Here is a 26,852-nt window from a genome sequence, read left to right on the forward strand (position 1 = left end):
CGGGTGGGTGTCGGCCCTGGGGCCGGTCTATCGGTCCCCGAAGATCGTGCGGTGCCAGTCCTTTCGGGCCACCGCGGTGTTGTCGTACATGACGTGCTTGACCTGCGTGTACTCCTCGAAGGAGTACGCCGACATGTCCTTGCCGAAGCCGCTGGCCTTGTATCCGCCGTGCGGCATCTCGCTGATGATCGGAATGTGGTCGTTGACCCAGACGCAGCCCGCCTTGATCTCGCGGGTGGCGCGGCCCGCCCGGTAGACGTCGCGGGTCCAGGCGGAGGCGGCGAGTCCGTAGGGGGTGTCGTTGGCCAGGGCGATGCCCTCGTCGTCGGTGTCGAAGGGCAGCACGACCAGGACCGGACCGAAGATCTCGGACTGGACGATCTCGCTGTCCTGCGCGGCCCCGGTGACCAGGGTCGGCCGGTAGTAGGCGCCGTCGGCCAGGGCGCCGCCGGGGGCCTCGCCGCCGGTGACGACGGTGGCGTAGCCGCGGGCGCGCTCGACGAAGCCGGCCACCCGGTCGCGCTGGACGTGGCTGATCAGCGGGCCGAGGTCGGTCTCCGGGGCGAAGGGGTCACCGACCCGGACGGTCTCCATGAGGGCGGCGACCTCGCGGACGAAGGCGTCGTACAGGGGGCGCTGGACGTAGGCGCGGGTGGCCGCGGTGCAGTCCTGGCCGGTGTTGATGAGGGCGCCGGCGACCGCGCCGTTGGCGGCGGCCTCCAGATCGGCGTCGTCGAAGACGACGAAGGGGGCCTTGCCGCCGAGTTCCAGGTGGAGCCGCTTGACGGTGGCGGTGGCGATCTCCGCGACGCGCCTGCCGACGGCGGTGGAGCCGGTGAAGGAGGTCATCACGACGTCGGGGTGGCCGACGAGGTGCTCCCCGGCCTCCTTGCCGGTGCCGGTGACGATGTTGACGACGCCGTCCGGGATCCCGGCCTCGGTGGCGGCCTGGGCGAACATCAGCGAGGTCAGCGGGGTGATCTCGGCGGGCTTCAGCACGATGGTGTTCCCGGCGGCGATGGCCGGCAGCACCTTCCAGGCGGCCATCTGGAGCGGGTAGTTCCAGGGCGCGACGGAGCCGACGACGCCGATCGCCTCGCGCCGTACGTACGAGGTGTGGTCGCCGTCGTACTCCGCGGCGGACTTCCCCTCCAGATGGCGGGCCGCCCCGGCGAAGAAGGCGGTGTTGTCGACCGTGCCGGGGACGTCGAACTCGGTGGAGAGCCTGACCGGCTTGCCGCACTGGAGGGATTCCGCGTACGCGAACTCCTCGGCGCGGGCGGCCAGGACCCCGGCGAAGCGGTGCATGGCCTCGGACCGCTCGGCGGGGGTGGCCGAGGACCAGCCGGGGAAGGCCGCGCGGGCGGCGGCCACGGCCGCGTCCACATCCGCGGCCGAGGCCAGTTCGTAGGTGTAGACGGTCTCGCCGTTCGCCGGGTTCACCACGGCGTGCGTCCGTCCCGACGTGCCGGACCGCAGCTTTCCCCCGATGTACTGCGCGCCGTCCGCGAAGCGGTCCTGCACCTGGAAGCCCTTGCCCATCACGCTCTCCTCCGCCGCTGTCCCCGCAGACCGGGGGCGGCGTAGCTTCTGCTCGATTTGAGTGCCGATCCTGACAGAGGGGGCCGGACCCAACAAGTGATTCCGTTGTTGCCTTTTGGTTACGCGACGGAATCTGTCGACCATGTGTCGTGTCGGCACGGAATTCACCGTACGGAGTGTCAGTGGCGGATGACAGACTCGCGTGTCATGGAGCACATCGGGGACGTCCGGGACGTCGAGGCGCTCGTGGCGCGGACCGCGCGCGGTGAGCGGGCGAAGTATCTGCTGTTCTGGGGGCACCGGCCGCGGCCGGACGGCCGGATCGGCGCGAGCTGTCTGAGCCAGTGGTGGCCCGCCCCGTTCACCGTCGACGGTGTGGTGTACGCGTCGGCGGAGCACTGGATGATGGCCGGGAAGGCGCGGCTCTTCGGGGACGCGGAGGCGGCGGAGCGGGCGGTGGCGGCCAGGAGCCCGGCCGAGGCGAAGAAGGTGGGCCGGCTGGTCCGCGGTTTCGACGAGTCCGTCTGGGAGCGCGAGCGGTACCGGCTGGTGACCGAGGGCAGCGTCCACAAGTTCGGCGGCCACCCGGAGCTGGGCGCCTTCCTGCTCACCACCGGGGACCGGGTGCTGGTCGAGGCCAGCCCGATGGACCGGGTCTGGGGGATCGGGCTGGCGGCCGACGATCCCCGCGCGCAGGACCCGGCGCGGTGGCGCGGGCGGAATCTGCTGGGCTTCGCGCTGATGGAGGCCCGTGCGGTGCTGCGCGAGCGGGCGGACACCGGGGCGATATGAGACGGCCCGTGCGGGGCGGCGGGAAGACCCTGCCGCCCCGCACGGGCCGGGGTTCCCTAGGCGTGGTTCACGTCGACGACCAGCGAGGTCGGCTCGTAGACCGTGCCGCTCTCCTCGTCGTCGAAGTTGCCCGAGGCGATGCCCCAGATCATCAGCCCCAGGAAGGCCGCGCTGACGACCATGCCGACCGAGCCGAGGATGACGCCCGCCAGTGCCACACCGGCGTTGTCGGCCTCTCCCCTCTTGGCCCGGCCCCGGCCTATGAGACCGAAGATCAGCGCGAGGACGCCCAGGACGATGCCGAGACCCCACAGGCAGAACAGCACCACGGAGATGATGCCGAGCACCAGCGAGGCGATGCCCAGCCCGTTCGCGGGGGCGGGTCCCCAGCCGTTCGCGGGGTAGCCGGTGTATCCGGGGTAGCCCGCGTAGTCGCCGTACTGCGGCGCCCCCGCGGGGTAGCCGTACTGGCCCTGGCCCTGACCGGCCGGGGCCGGGTAGCCGTACGGTCCGGCGGCCGGCTGTCCCGGACCGTTCGGGCCGACCGGCGGGGGCGGCACCGCGCCGGGGCCCTGCCAGGGGCCGGCGGCGGGGCCGGGCGCACCGGCGGGGCCCTGGGCGGCGGGAGCGGCGGGCGGTGCCTGGTCCGGGGTCCCCGGGCCGGACGGCACCGAGGGGTCCTGGCCGGGCATCGCCGCGACGGTCTGCTGATCGTGCACGGGCGACGGTGCGGGGGCGCCCGCGGCGCCCTCCGGCGTCGGGGACGCGGCCGGGGTGTTCGCCGCGTTCTTCTCCAGCGGGACCCTGCTGTCCGGCGGAGCCCACGGATCGCGCGGCGCGGCCGCGTCCGCGGGCGGTTCTGTGTTGTCTGACATGGGCCTCCCCCATCGTGATGCCCGACATGCTACGGCCCGCCCCGGCCTACGATGACTCCCGTCCCCTGCCCGGTGCCCCTGACTCCCCGGGCCTCCTGTCAACTCCCGCACCCGGAGGATCCGATGACCGATCTGCACCCCTTCATCGCGGGGCTGCCCAAGGCCGAACTGCATGTGCACCACGTCGGCTCCGCCTCGCCCCGTATCGTCGCCGAACTGGCCGCGCACCATCCCGACTCCAAGGTGCCGACCGCCCCCGAGGCCCTGGCCGACTACTTCACGTTCACCGACTTCCGCCACTTCATCGAGGTGTACCTCTCGGTCGTGGACCTGATCCGCACCCCCGAGGACGTCAGACTGCTGACCTTCGAGGTCGCCCGTGACATGGCGCGGCAGAACATCCGTTACGCCGAGCTGACCGTGACCCCCTTCTCCTCGACCCGCCGGGGCATCCCCGAGCAGGCCTTCATGGAGGCCATCGAGGACGCCCGGAAGGCCGCCGAGTCCGAGCTGGGCGTCGTCCTGCGCTGGTGCTTCGACATTCCGGGCGAGGCCGGTCTGGAATCGGCCGAGGAGACCGCGCGGCTGGCCGTGGACCTGCGGCCGGAGGGGCTCGTCTCCTTCGGTCTGGGCGGACCGGAGATCGGGGTGGACCGGCCCCAGTTCAAGCCGTACTTCGACCGGGCGATCGCCGCGGGCCTGCACTCCGTACCGCACGCCGGGGAGACCACCGGGCCGCAGACGGTCTGGGACGCGCTGACGGCGCTGCGGGCCGAGCGCATCGGCCACGGCACCAGCTCGGTCCGCGATCCGCGGCTGCTGGAGCACCTGGCCGAGCACCGCATCGCCCTGGAGGTCTGCCCCACGTCGAACGTGGCCACGCGGGCGGTGTCCGTCATGGAGGAGCACCCGCTGAAGGAGATGGTGGACGCCGGGGTGCTGGTCACCGTCAACAGCGACGACCCGCCGATGTTCGGCACCGACCTCAACAACGAGTACGCGGTGGCGGCCCGCCTGCTGGACCTGGACGAGCGGGGGCTCGCCGCGCTCGCGAGGAACGCCGTGGAGGCCTCGTTCCTCGACGCGGCCGGGAAGCGCGCGCTGACCACCGAGATCGACACGTACACGACGCGGTGGCTGGAGAGCACCGGGCGGTGAGGCCCCCGGGCGGTGACAATGGGCCCCATGGCCACTGCTGTCACCGCCGTCGCCCACCGCGGCGATCCGTACCGCGTCCGTGAGAACACCCTGCCCTCGATCCGGTCCGCGCTGGAACGGGGGGCGGACGTCGTCGAGATCGACGTCCGCGTCACCCGCGACGGCGTGCCCGTTCTGCTGCACGACGCCACGCTGGAGCGGCTGTGGGGGCATGACGTGCGGCTGGACCGGCTGACCCACGAGGAGCTGACCGGGCTGACCGGCGGCGGGGTGCCGACGCTGCGCGAGGCGCTGCTCGCGGCCGGCGCGCACCGCCTGATGATCGATCTGCCCGGTACCACGGACGCCTCGGTGCGCGGTGTCGTCGGGGTGGTCCGGGAGTGCGGGGCGGGCGAGCGCACGCTGTACTGCGCGGGGGCGGAGGCGATGCTCCGGGTGCGGGCCGCCGATCCCTCCGCCGAGATCGCGCTGACCTGGACGACGCTGGCGCCGCCCCGGCCCGCGCTGCTGGAGGCGGTCCGGCCGCGCTGGCTCAACTACCGCTTCGGGCTGGTGAGCAGGGAGCTGACGGAGCGCGTCCACCGCGACGGGCTGCTGGTCTCGGCGTGGACGGCGGACACCGGCCGCACGATGCGCCGGCTGGTCCGCGACGGCGTCGACTCCGTCACCACCAACCGGATCGACGTACTGCGCAGGACGCTGGTCAAGTCCGCCGCGGCGCAGGGGTCTTGATCGGTCCGGCATCATGGACGGCGCCTCACCGTCCATGATGCCGGGGCCTCCGTCCGGACCGGGCCCGCGGGCCCGGCGCGATCCGTCCGGCGGGTCCCGGGCCGGCGCCAAGGAGCCCGACGTGACCGTCCCCCACAGCAACCGCCTTCCCGCCCGCGTCCGCACCGATGTGGCGCACAACGCCCGGGTCTGGAACTACTGGCTCGGCGGCACGGACCATTTCCCCGTGGACCGCGCGGTCGGGGACTCGGTGACCGGCATGTACCCGGCCATCGGCGAAGTGGCCCGCGCCGACCGGCGGTTCCTGGGCCGGGTGGTGCGGTATCTCGCCGGGGACGCGGGCATCGGCCAGTTCCTGGACATCGGCACCGGGCTGCCGACCGCGGACAACACCCATGAGGTCGCCCAGCACACCGCGCCGGACGCCCGCGTGGTCTACGTCGACCACGACCCGATCGTCCTGGCGCACGCCCGCGCCCTGCTGACCAGCACCCCCGAGGGCGCCACCGAGTACGTCGAGGCGGATGCCCGGGACCCCGAGCGGATCCTGCGGGCCGCCCGGCCGACCCTGGACCTGGACCGTCCGGTCGCGGTGATGATGCTGGGCATACTGAACTTCGTCCCCGACACCGACGAGGCGCTGTCCATCGTCCGGCGGCTGATGGACGCGGTGCCCTCCGGCAGCCATCTGGTCCTGACCCACCCCACCCTGGAACTGGGCGGCGAGGGCAACGAGGCGGCGATGAGGTTCTGGAACGAGCACGCCACTCCCCCGATCACCGCCCGCGGCCGCTTCGCGTTCGCCTCGTTCTTCGACGGTCTCGACCTGCTGGACCCGGGGATCGTGTCGTGCTCCCGCTGGCGGTCCGCGCCCGGCACGGCCGACGCCGAGGTCGCTCAGTTCGGCGCGGTGGCGCGGAAGCCCTGATGCGCGTACGCACCCTGCGGGCACGGGCCCTCGCGGCCGGGCCGCGCACCGTCGACCTGCTCGTCGCGCTGCTGGTCCAGGCCGCCATGACGATGCCGTTCGTCGTGCCGCGCGCCCCGGAACTACCGGAGGCCACCTGGTCGGCGTACGGGCTGACGACCCTGACGGTGGTGCCGCTGATCGCCCGGCGCAGGGCGCCGGTCACGGTCCTCGTGGCGGTGCTCGCCACCGGCGCGCTCTACCGGCTGGCCGTCGACGGGCCGGGCCAGCCGCTGCCGTACACCGGGCTGGTGGCGCTGTACACGGTGGCGGAACGGTCCTCCGCGCCGAAGCGGGTCGCGATCGGCGTGCTCACGGCGGCCGGTGTGGTGGTCTCGGTCGGCCTCGGCGGCAACGAACTGCGCGAGCTGCTCTTCTCGCTCTTCGTGTTCGCCGCGGCGTACGCCTTCGGGCGCTTCACGGTGACGCGGAAGGCGTATCTGCGGGCGGTGGAGGACCGGGCGCGGCAGCTGGAACTGACGCGGCGCATCGAGGCGGAGCGGGCGGCCGCGCGCGAACGGGCCCGTATCGCCCGGGAGATGCACGACATCCTCTCCCATGCGGTGAGCCTGATGATCGTGCAGGCGGAGGCGGGTCCGGTGGCGGTCCGTACGGCGCCGGAGCGCGCGGAGGCGGCGTTCGACGCGATCTCGGAGACCGGCAGGGACGCGATGGTCCAGCTGCGGCAGATGCTCGGTGTGCTGCGCGACGACGCCTCCGCACCGGATTCCCCGCGCTCCCCGCAGCCCTCCCTGGACGGGATCGGGGCGCTGGTGGAGCGGGTGGGCGCGGGCGGCGGCCCGGCCGTGGACTACGAGGTGACGGGCGAGGTCCGGCCGCCGGGGGACGCGGTCGGGACGACCGTCTACCGGATCGTGCAGGAGGCGCTGACCAATGTGGTGCGCCATGCCGGCGCGAGGACGGCCCGGGTGGTGCTGGACCACGGTGCCGAGGCGCTGACCGTCACGGTCACGGACGACGGGCGGGGCCCCGGGGGCGGGGCGGGGCACGGCCTCACCGGCATCCGGGAGCGCGCGGCGGCACACGGCGGGACGGCCCGCACGGGTCCGGGTCCGGACGGCAGGGGATTCCGGGTCGAGGTGGTCATCCCGCACGCCCGGCCCGGCCGGGCGCGGGACGAGGAGACAGGGGTGGTGCGGTGACGATCCGCGTGGTGGTGGCGGACGATCAGGAGCTGGTGCGCAGCGGCTTCGCGATGATCCTGGACGCGCAGCCGGACATCGAGGTGGTGGCCGAGGCCGGCGACGGGGCGGCGGCGGTGGACGCGGTGCGGCGGCTCGCGCCCGAGGTGGCGCTGCTCGACATCCGGATGCCCGGCACGGACGGCATCGAGGCCTGCCGTGCGATCACGGCGGCGGGCGGGTGCCGGACGGTCATGCTGACCACGTTCGACTCGGACGAGTACGTCTACGAGGCGCTGCACGCGGGGGCGAGCGGTTTCCTGCTGAAGGACGTGCGCCGGGACGATCTGGTGCACGCGGTCCGGGTGGTGGCGGCGGGCGACTCGCTGCTGGCGCCGTCGGTGGCCCGTCGGCTGATCGCCGAGTACACCGCGCGTCCGGCCGCCGCTCCGGCGGCGGAGCCCTCGGCGCGGCTGGAGGTGCTGACGGTGCGGGAGCGCGAGACGCTGCTGCATCTGGCGCGGGGGCTGTCGAACGCGGAGATCGCGGCGGCCCTGGTGGTCAGCGAGCACACGGTGAAGACGCATGTCGGCCATGTGCTCTCCAAACTGGGGCTCCGGGACCGGATCCAGGCGGTCATCTGCGCGTACGAGTGCGGTCTGGTGTCTCCCTCGTCCGAGGGAGGAGCGGCCGCCGCCTCCCCCGCGCAGGGGAGACCGTCTCCCCCGGTGAAACCCCCGGGCGGGTGATCCGCCGGGGGCGGGTGGTCCAACAGGATGGATTCAGGGAGCGGTCGGGAACCCTTCCCCTCCGCCCAACCCGCCCAGGAGGCACCGGTCATGAACACTCGTACGTCCCGCACCGTCGTCGCGGCGGCCCTGGTCCTCGGCATCGCGGCTGGCTCCGCCTCGCCGGCCCTGGCCTCGGCCCCCTCCCCGGCGGCCGCCGCCGGTCGTTCCGCCCCCTCGGTCCCCCCGGCCTACGGCGCGCCGGACGCGGAGGCGCTGCGCTCCGCGCTGCGGGGACTGCCGTCCGGGGACGCCACGGCGGCCCTGGTGCGGGTCGGCGGCACCTCGGGCGCCTGGCGGGGCAGCGCCGGGGTCCACGATCTGGTGTCGGGGCGGCCCGCCGACCCGGCCGGCCGCTTCCGCGCCGGCTCGGTGACCAAGGTCTTCACGGCCGCGGTCGTGCTGCAACTGGCGTCGGAGGGCCGGCTGGGTCTGGACCGGCCCGTGCGCCGGTACCTGCCGGATCTGATCCCTGCCGCGTACGGCACGGTCACCGTGCGCCAGTTGCTGAACCACACGAGCGGCATCCCGAACATCGGCCCGGGGTACACCACCCCGGAGGAGGTCTACGCGCACCGCTTCGACCGGTACGACCCGGCGGAGGTGGTCCGCTCCGCCACCGCGCGGGAGCGGACCTTCGCGCCGGGCACGCAGCAGGAGTACGGCAACATCGGCTACACGGTGGCGGGGCTGCTGATCGAGCGGATCACCCACGACTCGTACGCCTCGCAGGTCACCCGCCGGATCCTGGAGCCGCTGGGCCTGAAGGACAGTTACCTCCCGGGCGACGACCCCACGATCCGGGGTCCGCACAACCGCGGGTACCAGCTCTACGGGAACGGCGAGCTGCGCGATGTGACGGTGTGGGGCACCAGCGACACCTGGGCGGCGGGCGCCCTGATCTCCACCACGGCCGATCTGGAGCGCTTCACCCGGGCGCTGTTCGCGGGCCGGGTGGTGCGCGGCCCGCTGCTGGGGGCGATGTTCACGCTGCCGGGCGAGGAGGTGCGCGAGTACGGGACGGGCGCGCCGGCCGCCCACAGCGCGGGGCTCTCGATGATGAGGCTGGGCGGTCACGAGGTGTGGGGCAAAACGGGGGGCCGGTGGGGGTACAACACCGCGATAGCGGCCACCCGCGATCTGTCCCGGACCCTGGTCTACAGCGTCAACGCGACGGACGCGAAGGGCCAGGACATGAACGCCACGGCGATGAACGTGGTGGTGGCCGCTCTCGGTGCCCCGTCGCGCGGGTGACTCAGGCGACGGGCGCGGGCGTCCCGCCGGGCGCCGGTGCCGGGTCGGCGGGCAGGGCCTCCAGTTCCTTGATCCGCCGGCGCACGATCAGCAGGGGGATGACGCCGAAGACGCCGAACGACATGTCGATGACCGACCACCAGAAGGGGATGTCCCGGATCGGTCCGCAGATCAGGGCGAGCGGGATGATGCCGGCGCAGGCGATCATGCCGAACTCGACGACCCAGATGTTGCGGACCGGATCGCGGTAGGGGCCGTAGAAGGCGACGGCGATCACCAGATGCGCGAAGGCCAGCCAGTCGGTGCCGTAGAGGACGAAGGGGTGTTCCGTGTCGGCCCGGTCGAGCCCGGTGCGGACCCGGGTGATCCACTCCATGAGCGCGGGGACATGCTCGGGGACCGGGGAGGCCGAGGAGCTCAGCAGTTCCTCGGCCCAGCGCACCTCGTGGACGAGCGGGAAGGCGGTGAGCCCGCTCAGCACGAGACAGACGATGAAGACGACCAGCCACACGCGTATGCGCCGGCGAAGGGCGCGTCGCTCGCTCATGTCCGCAGCGTACGCCCGGGTTTACGAGCGCTTTACGCCGCCCGGTGGCGCCTTCACAACCCGACGATCGAGTTCCACTTCTTGGCGAACTCGGTGCGCTCCTCGGAGGTGATGTCCCGGGCGATCGCCAGCCGCTCGCGCATGGCGTCGTCCGGGAAGATCAGCGGATCCTCGGCGAGGGCGGCGGTCTCCTCGTCCTTGGAGGAGGCGAGGACGTCGCGTGCGGCGGGGACCGGGCAGACGTAGTTGACCCAGGTGGCGAGTTCGGCGGCGACCTCGGGCTCGTAGTAGTAGTCGACCAGCTTCTCCGCGTTGCGCTTGTGGCGGGCGAGGTTGGGGATCATGAGGGACTCGGCCCAGAGTTCGGCGCCCTCCTCGGGCACCACGAACTCGATCTCGGGGTTGTCCGCCTGGAGCTGGATGACGTCGCCGGAGTAGGCCTGGCAGGCGAGGACGTCGCCGGTGGAGAGGTCCTTGATGTAGTCGTTGCCGGTGAAGCGGCGGATGTGCTTGGTCCTCACCAGCTTCTCGACCTGGTCGCAGATCTCGTAGAAGTCGTCCCGCGTCCAGCGGGTGATGTCCACGCCGTTGCCCTGCATCAGCAGGGCGAAGGACTCGTCGAGCCCGGAGAGGAGGGTGACCTTGCCGCGCAGTTCGGGGGCCCAGAGGTCGCTCAGGTGCTTGATCTCGCGGCCGAGCCGCTTGCGGTTGTAGGCGATGCCGGTGATCCCGGACTGCCAGGGCACGCTGTGCCGGCGGCCTTCGTCGAAGGCGGGCGAGCGCAGTTGCGGGTCGAGGTACTTGGCGACGTTCGGTTGCTTGGCCCGGTCCATCTCCTGGACCCAGCCGAGGCGGACGAAGCGCGCGGCCATCCAGTCGCTGATGACGACGAGGTCCCGGCCGGTCTGCTGGTGGTTCATCAGGGCGGGGCTGATCTTGCCGAAGAACTCGTCGTTGTCGTTGATCTCCTCGGTGTACGTGACGGAGATCCCGGTCCGTTCACTGAACGCGTCGAGGGTGGGCCGCTTCGACGCGTCGTCGTCGTCCGTGTCGATGTAGAGGGGCCAGTTGGCGAAGGTCAGGGTGTGATCGCCGGCGGAGTAGTCGCGGCCGGCGCGGTCGCCCGGCTTCACATAGGCGGCGGGGACTCCGCAGCCGGCCAGCGTGACACCGGCCGCTCCCGCCCCGAGGGCGGTGAGCAGGGACCGGCGGGACATGAGGTGGTTCGGGATCGCTCTCACCCGCGCAGGATGCCGTCCGGACGGTACGGCGGGCAATGGACCATCCGTCCAGCGGTGCCCGCCCGGTACGCACACCCTGTCGAGGGCGGGAGCGGAAGACGGCCCGGCCGGCGGGGGAGATCCGGGTACGGGAACGGCCCCGGGCGCGCACGGGGTGCGCCCGGGGCCGTGTCCGGGGGACGGAGCGGCGGTCAGCCGTCGAGGGAGGTCATCACGTGCTTGATGCGGGTGTAGTCGTCGAAGCCGTAGGCGGAGAGGTCCTTGCCGTAACCGGACTTCTTGAAGCCGCCGTGGGGCATCTCGGCGACGAGCGGGATGTGGGTGTTGATCCACACGCAGCCGAAATCGAGGTTCTTGGACATGCGCATGGCGCGGGCGTGGTCCTTGGTCCACACCGAGGACGCCAGGGCGTACTCGACGCCGTTGGCCCATTCCAGTGCCTGGGCCTCGTCGGTGAAGGACTGGACGGTGATGACGGGGCCGAAGACCTCGTTCTGGATGATCTCGTCGTCCTGCTTGAGGCCGGAGACGACGGTGGGGGCGTAGAAGTAGCCCTTGTCGCCGACGCGGTGGCCGCCGGCCTCGACCCGGGCGTGCGCGGGCAGCCGCTCGATGAAGCCGCTGACCTGCGCCAGCTGGTTGGCGTTGTTGAGCGGGCCGTAGAGCACGTCCTCGTCGTCCGGCAGGCCGGTCTTCGTGTCGGCGGCGGCCTTGGCCAGCGCGGTGACGAACTCGTCGTGGATCGACTCGTGGACGAGCACGCGCGTGGCGGCCGTGCAGTCCTGGCCGGCGTTGAAGTATCCGGCGACGGAGATGTCCTCGACGGCCTTGGCGATGTCGGTGTCCTCGAAGACCACGACGGGGGCCTTGCCGCCGAGCTCCAGGTGGACCCGCTTGACGTCCTTGGCGGCGGACTCGGCGACCTGCATGCCGGCCCGGACCGAACCGGTGATGGAGGCCATGGCGGGGATCTTGTGCTCGACCATCGCGCGGCCGGTGTCGCGGTCGCCGCAGATGACGTTGAAGACGCCCTTGGGGAGGATCCGCCCGATGATCTCGGCGATCAGGACCGTGGACGCCGGGGTGGTGTCGGACGGCTTGATGACCACGGTGTTGCCCGCGGCGAGCGCGGGGGCGAACTTCCACACGGCCATCATCATCGGGTAGTTCCACGGCGCGACCTGCGCGCAGACGCCGACCGGCTCACGGCGGACGATGGAGGTCATCCCCTCCATGTACTCACCGGCCGAACGCCCTTCCAGCATCCGCGCCGCGCCCGCGAAGAACCGGATCTGGTCCACCATCGGGGGGATCTCTTCGGTGCGGGTCAGGCCGATCGGCTTCCCGGTGTTCTCGGACTCGGCCGCGATCAGGTCCTCGGCGCGCTCCTCGAAGGCGTCCGCGATCTTCAGCAGGGCGCGCTGGCGCTCGGCGGGCGTGGCGTCGCGCCAGGCGGGGAAGGCGGCCGCGGCGGCGTCCATGGCGGCATCGACGTCGGCCGCACCGGACAGCGGGGAGGTCGCGTAGACCTCCTCCGTCACCGGGTTGACCACATCGATGGTCCGCCCGTCGGCGGCATCGCGGAACTCTCCATTGATGTAGTTGCGCAGACGGCGCACCTCGGTGGTCACAACCACCCCTCCTGTCGACACGTCCAATGGGTGAGACGTCCAGCCTAGACGCATGGGTAACGGTTTCGACATAGCCAACCGCCGTCATCTTCGGATTCAGTGAGATCCAGGCCGCATGACAACGAATTTCATCGATCCAGGGTTGCGATACAGACGAGTCCCGGTGCAGAGTGACTCCGTGGCCAGTCGCAGCGCAGACTCCAGGAACGGGAACGGATCGTCCCCAGCGGTCGATGCCGTCTCCCTGGCGATCATCGAACAGCTCCAGGAGGACGGGCGTCGTCCGTACGCCGCGATCGGCAAGGCCGTCGGCCTCTCCGAGGCCGCCGTACGCCAGCGGGTCCAGAAACTGCTGGACCAGGGCGTGATGCAGATCGTCGCCGTCACCGACCCGCTCACCGTGGGGTTCCGGCGGCAGGCGATGGTCGGGATCAACGTCGAGGGCGACCTCGACCCGGTGGCGGAGGCCCTGGCGGCCATGGACGAATGCGAGTACGTGGTGATGACCGCGGGCTCCTTCGACCTGATGGTGGAGATCGTCTGCGAGGACGACGACCACCTGCTGGAGACGATCAACAAACGCATCCGGGCCCTCCCCGGCGTGCGCTCCACCGAGAGCTTCGTCTACCTCAAGCTCAAGAAGCAGACCTATATGTGGGGAACCCGATAGCCGTGAGCAAGGACCTCAGCCGGACCGCGTACGACCACCTGTGGATGCACTTCACCCGCATGTCGGACTACGAGAACGCGCCCGTTCCCACCATCGTGCGTGGCGAGGGCACCTACATCTACGACGACCAGGGCAAGCGCTACCTCGACGGCCTGTCCGGCCTGTTCGTGGTCAACGCCGGCCACGGCCGCCACGAGCTCGCCGAGGCCGCCTACAAGCAGGCCCAGGAGCTGGCCTTCTTCCCGGTGTGGTCCTACGCCCACCCGAAGGCCGTCGAGCTGGCCGAGCGCCTCGCGGACTACGCCCCGGGCGACCTCAACAAGGTCTTCTTCACCACCGGCGGCGGCGAGGCGGTCGAGACCGCCTGGAAGCTGGCCAAGCAGTACTTCAAGCTCAAGGGCAAGCCGACCAAGTACAAGGTCATCTCCCGTGCGGTCGCCTACCACGGCACCCCGCAGGGCGCCCTGTCCATCACCGGTCTGCCGGCCCTCAAGGCCCCCTTCGAGCCGCTGGTCCCCGGCGCGCACAAGGTGCCGAACACCAACATCTACCGCGCCCCGATCCACGGCGACGACCCCGAGGCCTTCGGCCGCTGGGCCGCCGACCAGATCGAGCAGCAGATCCTCTTCGAGGGCCCCGACACCGTCGCCGCGGTCTTCCTGGAGCCGGTGCAGAACGCCGGCGGCTGCTTCCCGCCGCCGCCCGGCTACTTCCAGCGGGTCCGCGAGATCTGCGACCAGTACGACGTGCTGCTCGTCTCCGACGAGGTCATCTGCGCCTTCGGCCGCCTCGGCACGATGTTCGCCTGCGACAAGTTCGGCTACGTGCCGGACATGATCACCTGTGCCAAGGGCATGACCTCGGGCTACTCCCCGATCGGTGCCTGCATCGTCTCGGACCGGCTCGCCGCGCCGTTCTACGAGGCCGACAACACCTTCCTGCACGGCTACACCTTCGGCGGCCACCCGGTCTCCGCCGCGGTCGGCCTCGCCAATCTCGACATCTTCGAGCGCGAGGGCCTCAACCAGCACGTCCTCGACCACGAGAACGCCTTCTTCACCACGCTCCAGAAGCTGCTCGACCTGCCGATCGTCGGCGACGTCCGCGGCAACGGCTTCTTCTACGGCATCGAGCTGGTGAAGGACAAGGCCACCAAGGAGACCTTCACCGACGAGGAGACCGAGCGCGTCCTGTACGGCTTCCTCTCCAAGGCGCTCTACGACAACGGCCTGTACTGCCGGGCCGACGACCGCGGCGACCCGGTCGTCCAGCTCGCCCCGCCGCTGGTCTCCGACCAGTCCACGTTCGACGAGATCGAGGGCATCCTCCGGTCCGTCCTGACCGAGGCCTGGACGAAGCTCTGACCCCGGCCCGGACCTTGGGCCGGACGGCCCAGGGCCCGGCCCCGGTTTGACCACCGCTTGACCCTCGCCCCGGGGGGCTCCGGCGGTCATTTCATACGGTCCGCACGGCCCGGGTGCGCCCATTCGAGTGGGAAGGGGCGCACCCGGGCCGCGTGCTGTGCGCACACCGCGATCCGAATCCCTACGGTGCCGAGTGACCGATCGGCCCCTCCTTCGTTCCCCCGTACGGGGGAACGGGATTTCTGATCTGAACCGAGGTGTACGCCATGGTGGCCCCGCCGGACAACGACGTGATCTGGGCACGTTCCCTGCAGCACTCCCACAACGGCTCGCCGGCGCTCGGCGGGGTCTCCCTCGGCGTCCGCGACGGCGAGATCCTCGCGGTGACCGGACCGCGCGGCAGCGGCAAGACGACGCTGCTGCACTGTCTGTCGGGCCAGCTCGTGCCCCAGCAGGGCGAGGTGTGGTTCAACAGCGTCCCGGTCCACACCATGGGCCCGCGGCTGCGCGAGCGGCTGCGCCGCGACCGATTCGGCTGGATCTCCCCCGAGCCGCAGCTCGTCCCGGAACTGAGCACCTGGGAGAACACCGCGCTGCCGCTCCTGCTCCGCGGCGTCCCGCACCGCGAGGCCAAGAAGGCCGCCATGGAGTGGCTGGAGCGCCTGGACATCGGACCCTGCGCGCGGAAGCGGCCGCACACCCTCCAGCAGAGCCAGCGCCAGCGGATCTCGGTGGCCCGCGCCCTGGCCGGAGCCCCCTCGGTGATCTTCGCCGACGAGCCCACGGCATCGCTCCACCGCACCGACCGCTCCCATGTGCTGCGCACCCTGACGAGCGCGGCCCGTTCGCACGGCATCACCGTCGTGGTCGCCACGCACGACGCGGAGATCGCCGCACTGGCCGACCGCGAGGTGCCGCTGCTGGACGGCCGGCGCGTCGCCTCGGCCGGCCGGACCGCCGAGCCCGATGCGGAGGGCCGCGCGGCGTGCTCGCTCTCCGTCTAGCCCGCGGTTCCCATCCCCTGGTGCTGGCCGGACGGCTGCTGGTGGCCGCCGCGTCCGCCGGGGTCGGCTTCCTTCTGCTCTGCACCCTCGGCTACGCCTCGGGGCACCCCGCGCACTCGGCGGGTTCCGTGCTCCGGCTGCTGTGGTGCCTGGTCCCGCTGGCCGCCACCGTGCAGTTCGCGGTCGCGGTGGCCCGGACGGACCCCAGCACCCGGCCGCGCCCCGGCCTCTCCGCCGTGGGCCTGGGCCCGGTGCGCCTGAGCGTGATCGCGGCGGTCTCCACGGCCGTCTCCTGCACGCTGGGCTCGATGGTCGCGCTGCTGTTCTTCCTGCATCTGCGCGGCGATCTGTCGGGGCTCCCGTTCGACGGTGCGGCTGCCGGGCTGCTGGCCGCCGACACGCCCCTGCCCCTCGCGGCCGTCCTCCTGCTGCTGGCCGTGGTGCCCGTGGCCGCCGCCTCGGCGAGCGCGCTGGCCCTGCGGACCCGGCCGGTGGGGCCGGGCACCCAGGACGACACCGAGGACCTGGTGCCCGGGGAGCAGATCCCGGTCCCGGCCGCCGCGCCGGCCGGGCTGCCCTGGGGGGTGGCGCTGACCGCCGCGGGACTGGCCGTGGAGGCGTACGCGAACCGCACCACGTCCGGCAGCCCGTTCCCGATGCCCGGCCGGCTCGACTCCACCCCCGTCTGGGTGCTGGTGGGCTGGACCCTGACGGCGATCGGTCTGGCCATGGCCGGCCCGGGGCTGACCCATCTGTGCGGGCGGCTGCTCCAGGCGGCGCGCCCCGGCGCCGTACGCCTGCTGGCGGGCCGGGTCCTGATGGACGAGGCGCAGCGGATCGGCCGCCCCCTGGGCGTGGTCTGCGCGGTCGTCTCCGCCGTCGTCGCCGCCTTCGCGCTGTACGGGACGGGGCCGAGGCCCTTCGGGCCGCTCACGGCCCTGGGCGCCGTGCTCGTCATCGGCTGCACCACGGCGACGCTGCTGACCACGGCCCTGGAGGCGCGGCAGGCCCGTGCCCGGACCGCGCGGGCGCTGCTGCGGCTCGGCGCGCCGGCCTCGGCACTGCGCGCGGCGACGGCGCTGCGCGCGGGTGTGCTGCTCCTCGTGTTCGCCCCGCTGACCTGGGCGATCGCCGAGCTGGCCGCCCTGCCGCTGACCCCGTGAGGGGCCGACGGCCGGTCAGCCCTCGGAGGGCAGGACGACGCTCTCCGCCGGGTCGAAGGTGACGCCGACGTCGGCGCCCTCGTCCGGGGTGGCGTTCAGCGGGCACTCGGCGTCCAGCGCCGGGCCGCGCTCGGGGCGCAGGGTCACGGCGACGTGGTGGCCCCGGAAGGTGCGGGCCTCCACGGTGCACCGCAGCCCGTCGGAGGGCGCCCCGAGGCGCACCCCGGCCGGCCGGACCAGCAGGTCGCAGGCGCCCTGCGGGGAACCGGCCGGCACCGGCACCCTGCCCCACGCCGTCTCCGCCGCCTCGCCGGTGACGGTCGCCTCCACCACGTTGTCGAAGCCCAGGAAGCGGGCGACGAAGGCGGACGCGGGACGCTGCCACACCTCCAGCGGGGTGCCCGCCTGGGCGATGCGTCCGTCCCGCATCACGACGACCCGGTCGGCGAGCGCGAAGGCCTCGCCCTGGTCGTGGGTGACGGCGAGGACCGTCGTCCCCAGCCGGGCGAAGAGCGTGCGCAGTTCGACGACGAGCCGTTCGCGCAGGCCCCGGTCCAGCTGGCCCAGCGGTTCGTCGAGCATCAGCAGTTTGGGGCGGGGGGCGAGGGCGCGGGCCAGCGCGACCCGCTGCTGCTCGCCGCCGGACAGCTCCGCGACGGCCCGGCGCCCGGCGCCGGGCAGGCCCACCAGATCGAGGAGTTCGGCGACCCTGCGGGTCCGCTCGTCCCGGGGCACACCGTGCATCCGCAGCCCGAAGGCGACGTTGGCTCCGGCGTCGCGGTGCGGGAAGAGCTGGTGGTCCTGGAACATCAGACCGAGTCCGCGCCGGTGCACCGGCACCCCGTCCTGGTCCGCACCGTCCAGCAGGACCCGACCGCCGTCGGCCGGCTGGAGTCCCGCGACGACCCTGAGCAGGGTCGACTTGCCGCTTCCGCTCGGCCCGAGCACACAGACGATCTCGTGCTCGGCGACCTCCAGGTCGACCGCGTCCAGCGCCGCCCGGCCGCCGAAGCGGACGGTGGCCGATTCGAGTGTCAGCATTCCTAGAACTCCCCGGAACGGTCGACGCGGATACGTTCGAGCAGCAGCAGCGAGACCGCGCACACGAGCATGAGAAGGGTGCTGAGGGCCATCGCCTGGCCGTAGTTCAACTCTCCGGACCGGCCCAGCAGCCGGGCCACCGCCACCGGCAGCGTCGGGGTGTCGGGCCGCGCGATGAAGACGGTGGCCCCGAACTCGCCGAGCGACACGGCGAACGCGAACCCGGCCGCCACCAGCAGCGCCCGGCGCACCAGCGGCAGATCCACCTCCCGCCAGGCCCGCCACGGCGAGGCGCCGAGCACCGCGGCGGCCTCGCGCAGCCGCCCGTCCACCGCGCGGAGGACCGGCAGCATGGTGCGTACGACGAAGGGCACCCCGACCAGCGCCTGGGCGAGCGGCACCAGGATCCATGAGGTCCGCAGGTCCAGGGGCGGCTCGTCGAGGGTGATCAGGAAGCCGAAGCCGACGGTGACGGCGGAGACGCCGAGCGGCAGCATCAGCAGCGCGTCGAAGCCGCGCACGAGCCGTCCGGCCCTCCGGGTCAGGGCGGCCGCCGCCAGTCCGCCGACGACCACCGCGATGAGGGTGGCGACCACCGCGTAGCGCAGGGAGTTCCCGATCGCCTCCAGCGGCGCGACGAGGAACGTACCGCTGTTGGCCTCGGCCGATCCGAGGGCCCGGTAGTAGGCGAGGCCGTGGCCGCCCGAGACGTCGAACGAGCGCTCCACGAGCACCCCGAGCGGCAGCAGGATCAGCACCAGCACCGTCGCCAGGACCCCGCCGAGCAGCGCCCACTGTCCAGCCCCGCGCGGCCGGTGCGCCGTGTGCGCCGGGTCGACGAGCTTCAGCGCGGTCTCCCGGCGCCGCACGGTCCGGGCGTGCACGGCGAGGATGCCGCCGACCGCGGCGAACTGCACCAGCGTCAGCACGGCCGCCGTGGGCAGGTCGAGCAGTTGCGCGGTCTGCCGGTAGATCTCCACCTCCAGGGTGGAGAAGCCGGGGCCGCCGAGGATCTGGACGACGCCGAAGGAGGTGAAGGTGAAGAGGAAGACCATCAGCGCGGCGGCCGCCACGGCGGGTGCGAGCGCGGGCAGGGTGATCCGGCGCCAGGCGGCGAACCGTCCGGCGCCGAGGACCCGCGCGGCCTCCTCCTGCCGGGGGTCGAGCTGCGCCCAGAGCCCTCCGACGGTGCGCACGACGACCGCGTAGTTGAAGAAGACGTGCGCCAGCAGGATCGCCCACACGGTGGTGTCGAGCCGGACGCCCCAGAGTTCGTCCAGGAAGCCGCCGCGCCCGAGCAGGGCCAGGAAGGCGGTCCCGACGACCACGGTGGGCAGGACGAAGGGCACGGTGACGACGGCCCTGAGGACCTGCTTGCCGGGGAAGTCGAACCGGGCGAAAACATACGCGCCGGGCAGGGCGATCAGCAGCGTCAGCGCGGTCGAGGCGAGCGCCTGCCACAGCGTGAACCAGAGGACGTCCACGATGTCGGGCCGGCTCAGCACCTCGCCGAACCGCCCGAACCGCCAGACGCCGTCCGCCTTGAGCCCGCGCCCCACGATCGCGACGACGGGATAGGCGAAGAACAGCGCGAAGAACGCGACGGGCACGGCCATCAGACCGAGCCGGACCGCGCCGGCGCGCAGGGACCGGGCGCGCGCGGACCTCCCGCGCGCGCCCGGTCCGCGTACGGGAGTCTTCGCTACTTCACTACGAGCGAGGACCACGACTGGACCCACTGCTCACGGTTCTTGGCGATCTCGTCCGGCGCCACGGTCGTCGGCTTGTCGACAACGGCGCCGAAGTCGGTGAAGAGCGCGGGCACCTTCGCGTCCTCGTTCACCGGGCTGACGAACATGTTGAGCGGCATGTCCTCCTGGAACGGCTTGCTGATCAGGAAGTCCAGCAGGGCCTTGCCGCCCGCCTCGTTCTTCGCCCCGTCGAGCAGTCCGGCGAATTCGATCTGGCGGAAGCAGGTGCCGGTGGCGACACCGGTCGGGGCGGTCTTGGGCTGCGGGTCGGCGTACAGCACCTCGACCGGCGGGCTGGAGGCGTAGCTGACGACCAGCGGGCGGTCGGCCTTGGCCTTCTTGCCGCCGGCGGAGCCGGAGAACTCCTCGTTGTACGCCTGCTCCCAGCCGTCGACGACCTTGACGCCGTTGGCCTTCAGCTTCTTCCAGTAGTCCTGGTAGCCGTCCTCGCCGTAGGCGGCGACGGTGCCGAGGAGGAAGCCGAGGCCCGGCGAGGAGGTCGCGGCGTTCTCGGTGACGAGGAGGTTCTTGTACGCGGGCTTCGCCAGGTCCTCGAAGGTCTGCGGCGGCGCGAGCTTCTTGTCGGCGAAGTACTTCTTGTCGTAGTTGACGCAGATGTCGCCGGTGTCGACGGGCGTGACGCGGTGCTTGTCGGCGTCGAGCTGCGCGGCGACGGCGACCCTGTCGAGCCCCTTGGCCTCGTACGGCGTGAACAGGCCGTTGTCGAGGGCCCGGGAGAGCAGGGTGTTGTCGACGCCGAAGAAGACGTCGCCCCGGGGCGAGCCCTTGGTCAGGATCTCCTGGTTGAGGGCGGCGCCCGCGTCACCGCTCTTGAGGACCTTGACGGTGTAGCCGGTCTGCCGGGTGAACTCCTTCAGCACCTCCTTGGAGGCGTTGAAGGAGTCGTGGCTGACGAGGGTGACGGTCTTGGAACCGCTGCCCTGGGTCCCCTTGGTGCCGGACGCCTCGTCGTCGGAACCGCAGCCGGCGAGCGCGGTCGCGCCGAGCGCGGCGGCGACGGCCGTCACCGCGAACTTCTTGGTGGTGCTCATGTGATTCCTCCTGGGGGTGACCAGGAAGAGACGCGGCCCTGCCCGCATCGGTGGAAACCGGAAGCGGGCAGGGCGCAACAGCTTGAGTATGGTCCGAACTTCCTACCCGGAATGACCCGGGCGAGGTTCAGAGGGTCTGCGGCCGACCTGTCCTCGGTGCCGCACTCTCAGCGCTGTGGCGCTCCCCTGTCGGAAATATGAAATTGACTTCGAGCCCAGGCTACACGGCGGTTTCCGGCCTCAGCGCTCGGCCGCCGCCAGCTGCCCGCAGGCCCCGTCGATCTCCTGACCGCGGGTGTCCCGGACGGTGACCGGCACCCCGTGGGCGGCGATCGCCTCGACGAACGCCTTCTCGTCCTCGGGCCGCGAGGCGGTCCACTTGGAGCCCGGCGTCGGGTTCAGCGGGATCAGGTTGACGTGGACGCGCTTGCCCTTGAGGAGCCGGCCGAGCCGGTCCCCGCGCCACGCCTGGTCGTTGATGTCGCGGATCAGCGCGTACTCGATGGAGATCCGGCGGCCGGACTTCTCCGCGTACTCCCACGCGGCGTCGAGCACCTCGCGCACCTTCCAGCGCGTGTTCACCGGGACGAGCGTGTCGCGCAGCTCGTCGTCCGGGGCGTGCAGCGAGACGGCCAGCCGGCACTTGAAGCCCTCGTCGGCGAAGCGCAGCATCGCGGGCACCAGCCCGACCGTCGAGACGGTGATCCCCCGCTGCGACAGCCCGAGACCGTCCGGCTCGGGATCGGTCAGCCGGCGGATGGCCCCCACGACCCGGTTGTAGTTGGCGAGCGGCTCGCCCATCCCCATGAACACGATGTTGGACAGCCGGGCCGGCCCGCCCGGGACCTCCCCGTCCCGCAGCGCGCGCATCCCGTCCACGATCTGGTGCACGATCTCCGCCGTCGACAGATTCCGGTCGAGACCGGCCTGCCCCGTGGCACAGAACGGGCAGTTCATCCCGCACCCCGCCTGCGACGAGATGCACATCGTCACCCGCTCCGGATACCGCATCAGCACCGACTCGACCAGCGTCCCGTCGTGCAGCTTCCACAGCGTCTTGCGCGTCGTGTCGTCGTCGCAGCTGATGTGCCGCACCACCGACATCAGGTCCGGGAACATCGCCTCCCGCAGCTTGTCCCGCGACCCCGCCGGAATGTTCGTCCACTCCGCCGGGTCGTGCGCGTACCGCGCGAAGTAGTGCTGCGACAGCTGCTGCGCGCGGAACGGCTTCTCGCCGATCGCGGCGACGGCCTCCTTGCGCTCGGCGGGCGTGAGGTCGGCGAGGTGCCGCGGCGGCTTCTTGGCTCCGCGGGGCGCGACGAAAGTGAGTTCTCCGGGCTTAGGCATGGTTCTTCCAGTGTCGCAGACGGAACGGCGAACGCCCGCCGCCCTGTGGACAACGGGCTCTCAGCCATGACATCGCAGGTCGGACGGGGTGCAGCGGGTGCCGCACATGCCACGAGGGCCCGCGCCCGCAGGCGTGGGCCCTCGTGTGCGGGCGCGGGGGCGGACCCGGTCAGCCGGAGCCGACGAAGACCGCCAGGAGCAGCCAGACGACCGGGGCGGTCGGGAGCAGGGAGTCCAGACGGTCCATGATCCCGCCGTGGCCGGGCAGCAGGGTGCCCATGTCCTTGATCCCGAGGTCGCGCTTGATCATGGACTCGCCCAGGTCGCCGAGGGTGGCGCTGGCGGCGACGGCGAGGCCGAGGATCAGGCCCTGCCACCAGGTGCCGTCGTCGACCAGGAACTGCATGCAGAGCGCGCCGGCGACCATCGCGAAGGCGACCGCTCCGAAAAGGCCCTCGCGGGTCTTCCCGGGGCTGATGCGCGGGGCGAGCTTGTGCTTGCCGAAGCGCCAGCCGACGGCGTACGCGCCCGTGTCGCTGACCACGGTCAGCAGCAGGAAGGTGAGGACCCGCTGCGGTCCGTCGTCGGCCTTCAGGAGCATGGCGACGAAGGTGGCCAGGAAGGGCACGTAGAACGCGGCGAAGACACCCGCCGTGACGTCCTTGAGGTAGCCCTCCGGCGGCTCGGCCATCCGCCAGACCAGCACCGCCAGGGTGGTGAGGGCCATGGCGACCCAGGCGCCCTCCGCACCGCGCGCGTAACCGGCCACGACCATGGCCGCGCCGCCGACGGCGAGCGGGACGAGGGGCGCCTTGATGTCCTTGCGCTCCTGCAGCCGGGAGGTCAGCTCCCAGAGGCCGACGACCACGGCGACGGCGATCACACCGACGAAGACGGCCTTGACGATGAACAGCGAGGCGACGACGACGGCCCCGAGGCCCACGCCGACTCCTATGGCGGATCCCAGATCACGGCCCGCACGCTTCTTCTGCGGGGGTGGCGGCGCGGTGGACATGGGCTCCTGCGGCATCTCGTCACGGAACAGGGGGCCGCCGCTCAGGCGTCCGGCCCCCCGGTCCCGGTCATCACGGTCATCAGCGTCTCTACCTGCGTCGGGACTGTCCGGCACGATGGGCATGGGCCGAGTCTGCTGGCCGTCGTGCGCATCGTGGGCAGGACCCGCCGGAGCGGCCCGCATCTCGGGGGCGGCCCCGTGGCCGGCGCCCGGCGGGGCGCCCCAGGAGGAGTCGTTCATCAGACTTCGAGCAGCTCGGCTTCCTTGTGCTTCAGCAGCTCGTCCACCTGCGCCACGTACTTCGCGGTGGTGTCGTCGAGCTCCTTCTCGGCGCGGCGCACCTCGTCCTCGCCCGACTCCTTGTCCTTCACCAGCTTGTCGAGCGACTCCTTGGCCTTGCGGCGCACGGCCCGGATCGAGATCTTGGAGTCCTCGGCCTTGGTCTTCGCGACCTTGATGTAGTCGCGACGACGCTCCTCGGTGAGGTCCGGGAAGGTCACCCGGATGATATTGCCGTCGTTGCTCGGGTTGACGCCGAGGTCCGAGTCGCGGATCGCCTGCTCGATGTTGCGCAGCGCGCTCTTGTCGAACGGCGTCACGACGGCCATCCGGGGCTCCGGCACCGAGAACGACGCCAGCTGGTTGATCGGGGTCAGCGCGCCGTAGTAGTCGGCGACGATCTTGTTGAACATCGCCGGGTGCGCACGGCCGGTGCGGATGGCGGCGAAGTCCTCTTTCGCGACCACGACGGCCTTCTCCATCTTCTCCTCGGCCTCGAGGAGGATTTCTTCGATCACCACGTGCTCCTGCGTGTCTTGAGCGGGCCCGGCATGCTCGGGCCCTGCGGGTCCTGCGTCGCGTCCTCACCTGCACGGTGTCCGACCGGCAGGCCGTTGTCCATCTTTCGGGGCCGTCCCGAGCGCCCCCGGGACGGCGGCGGGTTCCCCCGCCGGCCGCCCCGCCGGCGGTTCAGGCCCGGGTGCCCCGGTCGCTCACGAGCGTGCCGATCTTCTCACCCTTGACCGCGCGGGCGATATTGCCCTCGGTGGTCAGCTCGAAGACGAGGATCGGCAGCTCGTTGTCACGGCAGAGCGTGATGGCGGTGGCGTCGGCGACCTTGAGATCGCGGGCGAGCACCTCGCTGTACTCCAGCGCGTCGAACTTCACGGCCCCGGGGTTGGTCTTCGGGTCGGAGTCGTAGACCCCGTCCACGCCGTTCTTCCCCATCAGCAGCGCCTCGGCGTCGATCTCCAGGGCGCGCTGTGCCGCGGTGGTGTCGGTGGAGAAGTACGGCATGCCCATGCCCGCGCCGAAGATCACGACGCGCCCCTTCTCCAGGTGCCGCACGGCACGCAGCGGGATGTACGGCTCCGCGACCTGGCCCATGGTGATGGCCGTCTGGACACGGGAGTCGATGCCTTCCTTCTCCAGGAAGTCCTGGAGCGCCAGACAGTTCATGACCGTGCCGAGCATGCCCATGTAGTCGGACCGGGCCCGGTCCATGCCGCGCTGCTGGAGCTCGGCACCGCGGAAGAAGTTGCCGCCGCCGATGACGACCGCGATTTCCGCGCCGTCACGGACGACCGCCGCGATCTCGCGGGCGATGGTGTGCACGACGTCGGGGTCGACACCGAGGCCGCCGCCCCCGGCGAACGCCTCTCCGGACAGCTTCAGCATGAAGCGTCCGGCCACCTTGCCGTCGTCGCGCTTGTGGTCACCCTGTACGGCGTCCGCGCCCTTGTTCATGGAGATTCTCCTCGTGCACATACGAAGAAGGCCATTGCCGGTGGGTCTGGTGTCCCTCAGCGGCAATGGCCTCCTCGTCAGATCTGCGGTCGTACGGCGGTGTGCGGCCGTCGACTGCACCAGACCCTATCGGGGTCCACCGTTTTTCGCGGACGGACTCAGATGCCGACCTTGATGCGCGTGAAGCGCTTCAGGCTGACACCGGCCTCGGCCAGGACCTTCTCGACAGACTTCTTGTTGTCCAGCGCGTACGGCTGTCCGAGGAGGGTCGCCTCCTTGAAGAAGCCGTTGACGCGACCCTCGACGATCTTCGGGAGCGCGGCCTCCGGCTTGCCCTCGGCGCGGGTGGTCTCCTCGGCGACGCGGCGCTCGGCCTCGACGACCTCGGCCGGGACGTCCTCGCGGGACAGGTACTTCGGCGCGAAGGCGGCGATGTGCTGGGCGATGCCCTTGGCCAGCTCGGCGTCGGCCTTGTCCAGCTCGACCATCACACCGATCTGCGGCGGCAGGTCGGGCATGGTGCGGTGCATGTACACGGAGACGAAGGCACCCTGGAACTGCGCGAAGCGGTCCAGGACGATCTTCTCACCGAGGTTGGCGTTGGCCTCGTCCACGTACGCCTGGACGGTCTTGCCGGGCTCGATCTCGGACGCGAGCAGCGCGTCGAGGTCGGCCGGGGAGGTCGCGGCGACGTGGGCGGCGAGCGCGTTGGCGACGGCCTGGAACTTGTCACCCTTGGCGACGAAGTCCGTCTCGCACTTCAGCTCGACGAGCACGCCGGAGGTCGCGTCCTCGGAGACGAGGGAGACGACGGCACCGTTCTCGGCGGAACGGCCCTCGCGCTTGGCGACGCCCTTCTGGCCCTTGATACGCAGCGCCTCGACGGCACCTTCGACGTTGCCGTCGGCCTCGTCGAGCGCCTTCTTGCAGTCCATCATGCCGGCGCCGGTGAGCTCACGGAGCTTCTTGACGTCAGCGGCGGTGTAGTTCGCCATGAGTCTGTGTTTCTCTCTCGGAGTCTGAAAGATCTACGGGTGGACGGCGGGGGCGGTGCCTGTGGCACCGGCCCCCGCCGTCTTCAGCCGTGACGGGTGTCAGGCCTGCTCGGCGTCCGCGGCCGGGGCCTCGGTGGCGGCCTCGGCGGCGGGGGCCTCGGCGTCGGCGACCTTCTCGGTCTCGGCGGAGGACTGGACCTCGGCGTCGGCCTTCTTGTCGCCCTCGAGCAGGTCACGCTCCCACTCGGCGAGGGGCTCGCCGGCGGCCTTCTCGCCCGGCTTCGAGTCGCCGGTCGCGGCGCCGGAGCGGGCGATGAGGCCCTCGGCGACGGCGTCGGCGATCACGCGGGTGAGCAGGGTGACGGAGCGGATCGCGTCGTCGTTGCCCGGAATCTTGTAGTCGACCTCGTCGGGGTCGCAGTTGGTGTCCAGGATCGCGACGACCGGGATGTGGAGCTTGCGCGCCTCGCCGACGGCGATGTGCTCCTTCTTGGTGTCGACGATCCAGACGGCGCTCGGCACCTTCTGCATCTCGCGGATACCACCGAGGGTCTTCTCCAGCTTGGCCTTCTCGCGGGAGAGGACCAGGAGCTCCTTCTTGGTGAGGCCGGAAGCGGCCACGTCCTCGAAGTCGATGAGCTCGAGCTCCTTCAGACGCTGAAGGCGCTTGTAGACGGTGGAGAAGTTGGTGAGCATGCCACCGAGCCAACGCTGGTTGACGTACGGCATGCCGACGCGCGTCGCCTGCTCGGCGATGGCCTCCTGGGCCTGCTTCTTCGTACCCACGAACATGATGGAGCCGCCGTGCGCGACGGTCTCCTTGACGAACTCGTAGGCGCGGTCGATGTACGACAGCGACTGGAGCAGGTCGATGATGTAGATGCCGTTGCGCTCGGTGAAGATGAAGCGCTTCATCTTCGGGTTCCAGCGACGGGTCTGGTGACCGAAGTGGACGCCGCTCTCCAGCAGCTCCCGCATCGTGACGACGGCCATGGCCGTTCTCCTTGAGGTGCTCGGTTGTCGCGACCGCGGGTT

General features: G+C 71.5%; 25 protein-coding genes. 11 read left to right on the forward strand and 14 right to left on the reverse strand.

All coding sequences use genetic code 11. The features are described from left to right. Nucleotides 1-27: 27 nt before the first annotated feature. Nucleotides 28-1,542, reverse strand: a complete 1,515-nt coding sequence (locus ACZ4FH_RS02950; RefSeq protein ID WP_467301821.1) for a gamma-aminobutyraldehyde dehydrogenase — start codon at nucleotides 1,540-1,542, stop codon at nucleotides 28-30. Nucleotides 1,543-1,731: 189 nt separating this feature from the next. Between ACZ4FH_RS02950 and ACZ4FH_RS02955 the strand changes: the two genes are divergently transcribed. Further along, nucleotides 1,732-2,334, forward strand: coding sequence for an NADAR family protein (locus ACZ4FH_RS02955; RefSeq protein WP_467301822.1), 603 nt, complete (start codon nucleotides 1,732-1,734; stop codon nucleotides 2,332-2,334). A 56-nt stretch (nucleotides 2,335-2,390) separates the two neighbouring features. On the opposite strand, the gene ACZ4FH_RS02960 is transcribed toward ACZ4FH_RS02955, so the two are convergent. Next, nucleotides 2,391-3,209 (reverse strand): DUF4190 domain-containing protein, encoded by an 819-nt coding sequence (locus ACZ4FH_RS02960; RefSeq protein ID WP_467301823.1) that lies wholly within the window; start codon nucleotides 3,207-3,209, stop codon nucleotides 2,391-2,393. Nucleotides 3,210-3,332: 123 nt separating this feature from the next. On the opposite strand from ACZ4FH_RS02960, the gene ACZ4FH_RS02965 reads away from it, so the two are divergent. From ACZ4FH_RS02965 to ACZ4FH_RS02990, 6 genes are all read left to right on the forward strand, one after another. Then, nucleotides 3,333-4,367: an adenosine deaminase gene (locus ACZ4FH_RS02965; RefSeq protein WP_467301825.1), complete on the forward strand. Its 1,035-nt coding sequence runs from the start codon at nucleotides 3,333-3,335 to the stop codon at nucleotides 4,365-4,367. Nucleotides 4,368-4,394: 27 nt separating this feature from the next. After that, nucleotides 4,395-5,099: a glycerophosphodiester phosphodiesterase gene (locus ACZ4FH_RS02970; RefSeq protein ID WP_467301826.1), complete on the forward strand. Its 705-nt coding sequence runs from the start codon at nucleotides 4,395-4,397 to the stop codon at nucleotides 5,097-5,099. 34 nt (nucleotides 5,100-5,133) lie between these two features. Continuing rightward, the gene (locus ACZ4FH_RS02975; RefSeq protein WP_467302411.1) at nucleotides 5,134-6,027 is read left to right on the forward strand and encodes an SAM-dependent methyltransferase; all 894 of its coding nucleotides are present in this window, start codon (nucleotides 5,134-5,136) and stop codon (nucleotides 6,025-6,027) included. Next, nucleotides 6,027-7,229, forward strand: a complete 1,203-nt coding sequence (locus tag ACZ4FH_RS02980; protein WP_467301827.1) for a sensor histidine kinase — start codon at nucleotides 6,027-6,029, stop codon at nucleotides 7,227-7,229. Before ACZ4FH_RS02975 ends, ACZ4FH_RS02980 begins: the two co-directional genes overlap by 1 nt. Then, complete coding sequence (locus ACZ4FH_RS02985) at nucleotides 7,226-7,957, forward strand: response regulator (protein ID WP_467301828.1); 732 nt, start codon at nucleotides 7,226-7,228, stop codon at nucleotides 7,955-7,957. The genes ACZ4FH_RS02980 and ACZ4FH_RS02985 overlap by 4 nt, the downstream gene beginning before the upstream one ends. A 90-nt stretch (nucleotides 7,958-8,047) precedes the next feature. Continuing rightward, a complete protein-coding gene (locus ACZ4FH_RS02990; RefSeq protein WP_467301830.1) occupies nucleotides 8,048-9,250 on the forward strand; it encodes a serine hydrolase domain-containing protein in 1,203 nt (400 codons plus the stop codon). A gap of 1 nt (nucleotide 9,251) precedes the next feature. Here ACZ4FH_RS02990 and ACZ4FH_RS02995 read toward each other — a convergent pair whose 3' ends face one another. The 3 genes from ACZ4FH_RS02995 to ACZ4FH_RS03005 all read right to left on the reverse strand — a co-directional run bounded on the left by ACZ4FH_RS02995 (nucleotide 9,252) and on the right by ACZ4FH_RS03005 (nucleotide 12,669). Next, on the reverse strand, nucleotides 9,252-9,797 hold the full coding sequence (locus tag ACZ4FH_RS02995; RefSeq protein WP_467301831.1) for a hypothetical protein: 546 nt from the start codon (nucleotides 9,795-9,797) through the stop codon (nucleotides 9,252-9,254). A gap of 53 nt (nucleotides 9,798-9,850) precedes the next feature. Then, the gene (locus ACZ4FH_RS03000; RefSeq protein WP_467302412.1) at nucleotides 9,851-11,014 is read right to left on the reverse strand and encodes an ABC transporter substrate-binding protein; all 1,164 of its coding nucleotides are present in this window, start codon (nucleotides 11,012-11,014) and stop codon (nucleotides 9,851-9,853) included. A gap of 215 nt (nucleotides 11,015-11,229) precedes the next feature. Next, a complete protein-coding gene (locus ACZ4FH_RS03005; protein WP_467301832.1) occupies nucleotides 11,230-12,669 on the reverse strand; it encodes a gamma-aminobutyraldehyde dehydrogenase in 1,440 nt (479 codons plus the stop codon). 178 nt (nucleotides 12,670-12,847) lie between these two features. Between ACZ4FH_RS03005 and ACZ4FH_RS03010 the strand changes: the two genes are divergently transcribed. The 4 genes from ACZ4FH_RS03010 (at nucleotide 12,848) to ACZ4FH_RS03025 (ending at nucleotide 16,870) form a co-directional block, all read left to right on the forward strand. Continuing rightward, nucleotides 12,848-13,339, forward strand: coding sequence for an Lrp/AsnC family transcriptional regulator (locus tag ACZ4FH_RS03010; protein WP_467301833.1), 492 nt, complete (start codon nucleotides 12,848-12,850; stop codon nucleotides 13,337-13,339). Continuing rightward, nucleotides 13,324-14,703 (forward strand): aspartate aminotransferase family protein, encoded by a 1,380-nt coding sequence (locus ACZ4FH_RS03015; protein ID WP_383644164.1) that lies wholly within the window; start codon nucleotides 13,324-13,326, stop codon nucleotides 14,701-14,703. Before ACZ4FH_RS03010 ends, ACZ4FH_RS03015 begins: the two co-directional genes overlap by 16 nt. A 266-nt stretch (nucleotides 14,704-14,969) precedes the next feature. Further along, nucleotides 14,970-15,707, forward strand: coding sequence for an ABC transporter ATP-binding protein (locus tag ACZ4FH_RS03020; RefSeq protein WP_383644167.1), 738 nt, complete (start codon nucleotides 14,970-14,972; stop codon nucleotides 15,705-15,707). Further along, nucleotides 15,689-16,870 carry a hypothetical protein gene (locus tag ACZ4FH_RS03025; protein ID WP_467301835.1) on the forward strand — a complete coding sequence of 394 codons (1,182 nt, stop codon included), beginning with the start codon at nucleotides 15,689-15,691 and terminating at the stop codon, nucleotides 16,868-16,870. Before ACZ4FH_RS03020 ends, ACZ4FH_RS03025 begins: the two co-directional genes overlap by 19 nt. A gap of 15 nt (nucleotides 16,871-16,885) precedes the next feature. On the opposite strand, the gene ACZ4FH_RS03030 is transcribed toward ACZ4FH_RS03025, so the two are convergent. The 9 genes from ACZ4FH_RS03030 to rpsB all read right to left on the reverse strand — a co-directional run bounded on the left by ACZ4FH_RS03030 (nucleotide 16,886) and on the right by rpsB (nucleotide 26,810). After that, entirely contained in the window at nucleotides 16,886-17,911 is a 1,026-nt protein-coding gene (locus ACZ4FH_RS03030) for an ABC transporter ATP-binding protein (protein ID WP_467301837.1), read from the reverse strand. A 2-nt stretch (nucleotides 17,912-17,913) separates the two neighbouring features. After that, nucleotides 17,914-19,527 (reverse strand): ABC transporter permease, encoded by a 1,614-nt coding sequence (locus ACZ4FH_RS03035; protein ID WP_467301838.1) that lies wholly within the window; start codon nucleotides 19,525-19,527, stop codon nucleotides 17,914-17,916. 86 nt (nucleotides 19,528-19,613) lie between these two features. Next, nucleotides 19,614-20,714 (reverse strand): thiamine ABC transporter substrate-binding protein, encoded by a 1,101-nt coding sequence (locus tag ACZ4FH_RS03040; RefSeq protein WP_467301839.1) that lies wholly within the window; start codon nucleotides 20,712-20,714, stop codon nucleotides 19,614-19,616. Between the two features lie 240 nt (nucleotides 20,715-20,954). Then, nucleotides 20,955-22,061 carry a dual-specificity RNA methyltransferase RlmN gene (gene rlmN / locus ACZ4FH_RS03045; RefSeq protein ID WP_467301840.1) on the reverse strand — a complete coding sequence of 369 codons (1,107 nt, stop codon included), beginning with the start codon at nucleotides 22,059-22,061 and terminating at the stop codon, nucleotides 20,955-20,957. Between the two features lie 169 nt (nucleotides 22,062-22,230). Continuing rightward, complete coding sequence (locus ACZ4FH_RS03050; protein ID WP_467301842.1) at nucleotides 22,231-23,316, reverse strand: phosphatidate cytidylyltransferase; 1,086 nt, start codon at nucleotides 23,314-23,316, stop codon at nucleotides 22,231-22,233. Beyond that, nucleotides 23,316-23,873 (reverse strand): ribosome recycling factor, encoded by a 558-nt coding sequence (gene frr / locus ACZ4FH_RS03055; protein ID WP_383644188.1) that lies wholly within the window; start codon nucleotides 23,871-23,873, stop codon nucleotides 23,316-23,318. Before frr ends, ACZ4FH_RS03050 begins: the two co-directional genes overlap by 1 nt. Before the next feature lie 172 nt (nucleotides 23,874-24,045). Beyond that, nucleotides 24,046-24,822: a UMP kinase gene (pyrH, locus tag ACZ4FH_RS03060; RefSeq protein WP_467301844.1), complete on the reverse strand. Its 777-nt coding sequence runs from the start codon at nucleotides 24,820-24,822 to the stop codon at nucleotides 24,046-24,048. 158 nt (nucleotides 24,823-24,980) lie between these two features. Further along, nucleotides 24,981-25,817, reverse strand: a complete 837-nt coding sequence (tsf, locus tag ACZ4FH_RS03065) for a translation elongation factor Ts (RefSeq protein WP_383644195.1) — start codon at nucleotides 25,815-25,817, stop codon at nucleotides 24,981-24,983. Between the two features lie 99 nt (nucleotides 25,818-25,916). After that, a complete protein-coding gene (gene rpsB / locus ACZ4FH_RS03070; RefSeq protein WP_467301846.1) occupies nucleotides 25,917-26,810 on the reverse strand; it encodes a 30S ribosomal protein S2 in 894 nt (297 codons plus the stop codon). Between the last annotated feature and the right edge of the window lie 42 nt (nucleotides 26,811-26,852).

This window comes from Streptomyces sp. NPDC024555 (assembly GCF_055559335.1).